Source organism: Synechococcus sp. 'PEA 65AY6A-5F PE A' (assembly GCF_047462575.1).
GTDB lineage: Bacteria > Cyanobacteriota > Cyanobacteriia > Thermostichales > Thermostichaceae > Thermostichus.
Genome location: NZ_JAOALE010000070.1, coordinates 1 through 3,910 on the forward strand (window position 1 = coordinate 1; position 3,910 = coordinate 3,910).

2 protein-coding genes, 1 pseudogene and 1 CRISPR repeat array are annotated in these 3,910 nt (G+C 54.9%); all 3 genes and pseudogenes read right to left on the minus strand.

The genetic code is table 11. The features are described 5' to 3' along the window. Window positions 1-291: 291 nt before the first annotated feature. Window positions 292-1,225: a CRISPR direct-repeat array (repeat unit 36 nt; unit sequence GTTCCCCCTTCGGGGGGATCCCTAGAAATTGGAAAC). Between the two features lie 81 nt (window positions 1,226-1,306). Next, a complete protein-coding gene (locus GG26_RS13470; RefSeq protein WP_276307365.1) occupies window positions 1,307-2,674 on the minus strand; it encodes an RtcB family protein in 1,368 nt (455 codons plus the stop codon). A 75-nt stretch (window positions 2,675-2,749) separates the two neighbouring features. After that, entirely contained in the window at window positions 2,750-3,172 is a 423-nt protein-coding gene (locus GG26_RS13475; protein WP_099835756.1) for an archease, read from the minus strand. A 641-nt stretch (window positions 3,173-3,813) separates the two neighbouring features. Beyond that, a pseudogene (locus GG26_RS13480) lies at window positions 3,814-3,910 on the minus strand (IS200/IS605 family transposase); the annotation flags it as partial.

Sequence of the window (3,910 nt, forward strand, 5' to 3'; positions counted from 1 at the left end):
TATTATACATTATTTTCAGTATAGTTGAGCTTATTATTGACTAGAGTCATGCTCTTCCTACTTAAGCACTCGGTGTTTCCAAAAGCACACTCAAACGGTATCAACGCCTGCGCGAGCGATCCGCCAAAAGCCGCAAAGGCCGATTCTTTCGTCCGATCCCTCGACGCCTTGCGCCACAAGGCTTTCCGGCCCCAAAGCCCCCTCGCCAGCACCCTTTTTGCCGACTTTTTTCCGGATCCCTCGCAAATGGGTCTTGCATTCCTTGCCCTGCTTGGGTTTAATAGGGGTGGAGTTCCCCCTTCGGGGCGATCCCTAGAAATTGGAAACCCGCCGAACTTGCACTCGTAGGCCGCTCGGGCCATTTCGAGTTCCCCCTTCGGGGGGATCCCTAGAAATTGGAAACTTGATTTAGGTCCGTGACACTGGGACCCTGTAGTACGTGTTCCCCCTTCGGGGGGATCCCTAGAAATTGGAAACGAGGATAATAGTAACGATCGGTTCCATAACATACTCCTGTTCCCCCTTCGGGGGGATCCCTAGAAATTGGAAACCACACAAGGGAGGACAAAATGGAGATCAAGTTAATGTTCCCCCTTCGGGGGGATCCCTAGAAATTGGAAACTCCCGGACTTTCTCGGGGTTGATTGGCACTACTTCACGTTCCCCCTTCGGGGGGATCCCTAGAAATTGGAAACCTTTCTCTTCGACAGAGACAACGATCCGTAAGTCTTTGTCGTTCCCCCTTCGGGGGGATCCCTAGAAATTGGAAACACGGCAGCCTTTGGTGGGGTTATGAAAGTTGGTTTAAGTTCCCCCTTCGGGGGGATCCCTAGAAATTGGAAACGGGAAAGCCTAGGTGATACAGCAGGAGTATTACTTAAAGTTCCCCCTTCGGGGGGATCCCTAGAAATTGGAAACAGGGGATCGTAGTTGTTGTTACCGGTCTTGATTTTCTTCACGTTCCCCCTTCGGGGGGATCCCTAGAAATTGGAAACCCGCCAATTGCGTAGCCATCAAACTCGTGATAGATCAAGTTCCCCCTTCGGGGGGATCCCTAGAAATTGGAAACGAGGAGAAGCCTGCCGACAAGGCTTCTCCTTCCGAGTTCCCCCTTCGGGGGGATCCCTAGGAATTGGAAACTTTGGAAACTCCCCCTGCTGTGTTCCAGGGATGATCTGGATCCCCTGAAGTTATCCCTTCAGAGGGATCCCTAGAAATTGGAAACCGCTCCCGGCATTCCGAGAGCGGCAAAGGTTTTAGCAGTGTTTTCCCTTCGGGGGGATCTTGAGAAGTCAGAAAGAAAAAACTAGCCCTTGATACACAGAATGGGTCTTAGGCGCGCTACGAGTTTCGCGATCTTGGCTTGGTCGGCAGCGCGCACAACTTTATCTACGTTTTTGTAGGCCTGGGGCGCTTCTTCGGCTACCCCCCGCAAAGAAGGGCTGCGGACGATGACGCCGCGCCGCCTCAGTTGTTCGACGATCTCCTGCCCTGTCCAGGCTTTGAGAGCTTGGTTGCGACTCATCGCCCTTCCGGCGCCGTGGCAGGCCGAGGAGAGGGAAAGGGCCTCACTTTGCTCCGTGCCGACCAGAATGTAGGAGGCCGTGCCCATGGAGCCGCCGATGATGACCGGCTGACCGATAGAGCGGAAAGCCTGAGGGATCTCTGGGTGGCCAGGCCCAAAAGCGCGCGTTGCCCCCTTGCGGTGGACGAACAGGCGACGTTTTTTCCCCTCTATCACGTGCGTCTCCTCCTTACAGGTGTTGTGGGAGACGTCGTAGATAAGGTCGAGTTCAGCCTTGGGAAAAAGCTCGGCGAATACCTGGCGCACCCAGTGGGTGATGATCTGGCGGTTGGCCAAGGCGCAGTTGATAGCTGCCCGCATTGCTCCCAGGTAGCTTTGCCCCACTTTGGACTTCAAGGGCGCACACGCCAGCTCGCGGTCAGGCAGCTCTATGCCGTGCTCTTTAGCCGCCTGTTGCATCTTCTTCAAATACTCCGTGCCAATCTGGTGACCCAAGCCCCGGGAGCCGCAGTGAATAGTAATGACCACTTCCCCCTGCTTGAGGCCGAAGCTCTCGGCAGCCTTGGGATCGTAGATCTCGTCAACAACCTGGACTTCGAGGTAGTGGTTACCTGAGCCTAGAGTCCCCATCTCCCGCCGCTGGCGCTCACGCGCATAGGCGGAGACTTCGCTCGGCATTGCTCCCCGCATGCGGCCATGTTCTTCGATGCGCTCTAGATCTGTTTTCTTGCCGTAGCCTTGAGCCACAGCCCATTCTGCTCCGCCTTCCAGCATGGCTTCCATCTCTTTGTCGCTCAAGGAGATCTTGCTGCGGCTGCCAAGCCCTACCGGTACGCTCGCATACAAGGCATTGGCTAAGGGTTCTGCCGCTTCCTCCACTTCTTCGCGCGTCAGCCCCGTCCGCAAGGTTCTCACGCCGCAGGAGATGTCAAAGCCCACGCCGCCGGCGGAAATCACCCCCCCTTCTTCCGCATCGAAAGCAGCCACCCCACCGATGGGAAAACCATAGCCCCAGTGGGCATCTGGCATCACGTAGCAGGCTCCCACGATCCCTGGCAAGGTGGTCACGTTGCTGGCCTGCTCGGCCACTTTGTCGTCCATCTCCCGGATTAACTCCTCATCGGCAAAGATCAAGACTGGGGCACGCATTTTGCCTTTAGGAGGAATGCGCCAGACAGTCTCATCTACACGCTCAAGTTTCTTGATATCCATAGACTGCCTCCTTTACACATCCACCACACACTGTGCCACCCAAAGCTCACCCTCTTGGGCTACCTTGAGTTGCGTGTAAGTTGCCCCTTTAACTTCTACTGCCGGTCGGTGCTTGGCGCGGTCAACTCTTTCCCCCCACAGGCTGGCCTTGAGATGGTCTTTTGCAAGATGCACTTCAACTTTCCCAAAGAGCATTCCTCTGACTGCCATCTCGTAGATCACTGCGTTCAGGAAATCCACCAACAACAGTTCCAGATCGCCTGAATTTTCTAGCTCAATCTCTAGCCGCTCCCTGGGAGCTACTTCATCCACGCTGGTGATCACCGCAGTCAGGGCCAAAGCTGCCTGGGCAAAAGCTTCCTCCGGGGTCGCCCCATAGCCGCGGACGCCGACATCGGCCATGTGTTCGAAATGATCCCATCTTGCCCGCGCCACGGTCGTCTCCTTGTTTTGTGCAGTCCTCAGTGCAGGCCAAAGACAAATACCGCCCAGGCTAAGGCGCGGCACTGCAGCTTACCGCGGGATCCCTGCAGATTGGGAATAAAAGCAGCCATGATACTACCATTGTATTCGTCTCCTATCCTGCCGAAAGTTCCTTAGGCTGGGGGGATCCTCCCACAAGATAAAGAAAGAGTGAAAAGGCCCAATGGTTTCGCCATCAGGCCCTCCTTGTCTAGGGGAGCTTCCCAGAAGAGAGAAGCTGCTGGTGTGACGACTAACGGGTAGACCAGTTTATCGTTATAGAACAAAGCGGCACCTTGGTCACCGCTTTGAGATTTGGCGTGGTATGCCCGGCCTTCCACTACCGTTTGTACCGCCTCCCAAGGCCATTGGTTCAGGCAGTAGTGGAGAACATCCTGAGGAGTAGCCTCAGCCTGTGGAGAATCTTTGTGGCGGATGGACTCCAACGCAAAGCCGACTACCAAAAGTTTTTGCGAAACTCCTCAATCTCATCCTCGTAAGACTCATACCACACAAAAGGATAGCTTGGTAGCCCCGCACTTGAGTGCGGGGCGGAAAAGCCCGCTAGCCACTTTAGTCGCTTACCCATGATGGGGGTCGTTGATATAGTTTCATAGCTCAAACAACCTGTCCCTGACTTCTCCTACCAAGACCTCTTTCCTTCTCTTTGGCCAAAAAATAAGATAAACAACCGCTAGCCCCACACCATGG

Bases quoted from the DNA above. Each gene is read 5' to 3' on its own strand.
- GG26_RS13470 (WP_276307365.1), bottom strand. From the start codon at position 2,674: ATGCGTGCCCCAGTCTTGATCTTTGCCGATGAGGAGTTAATCCGGGAG.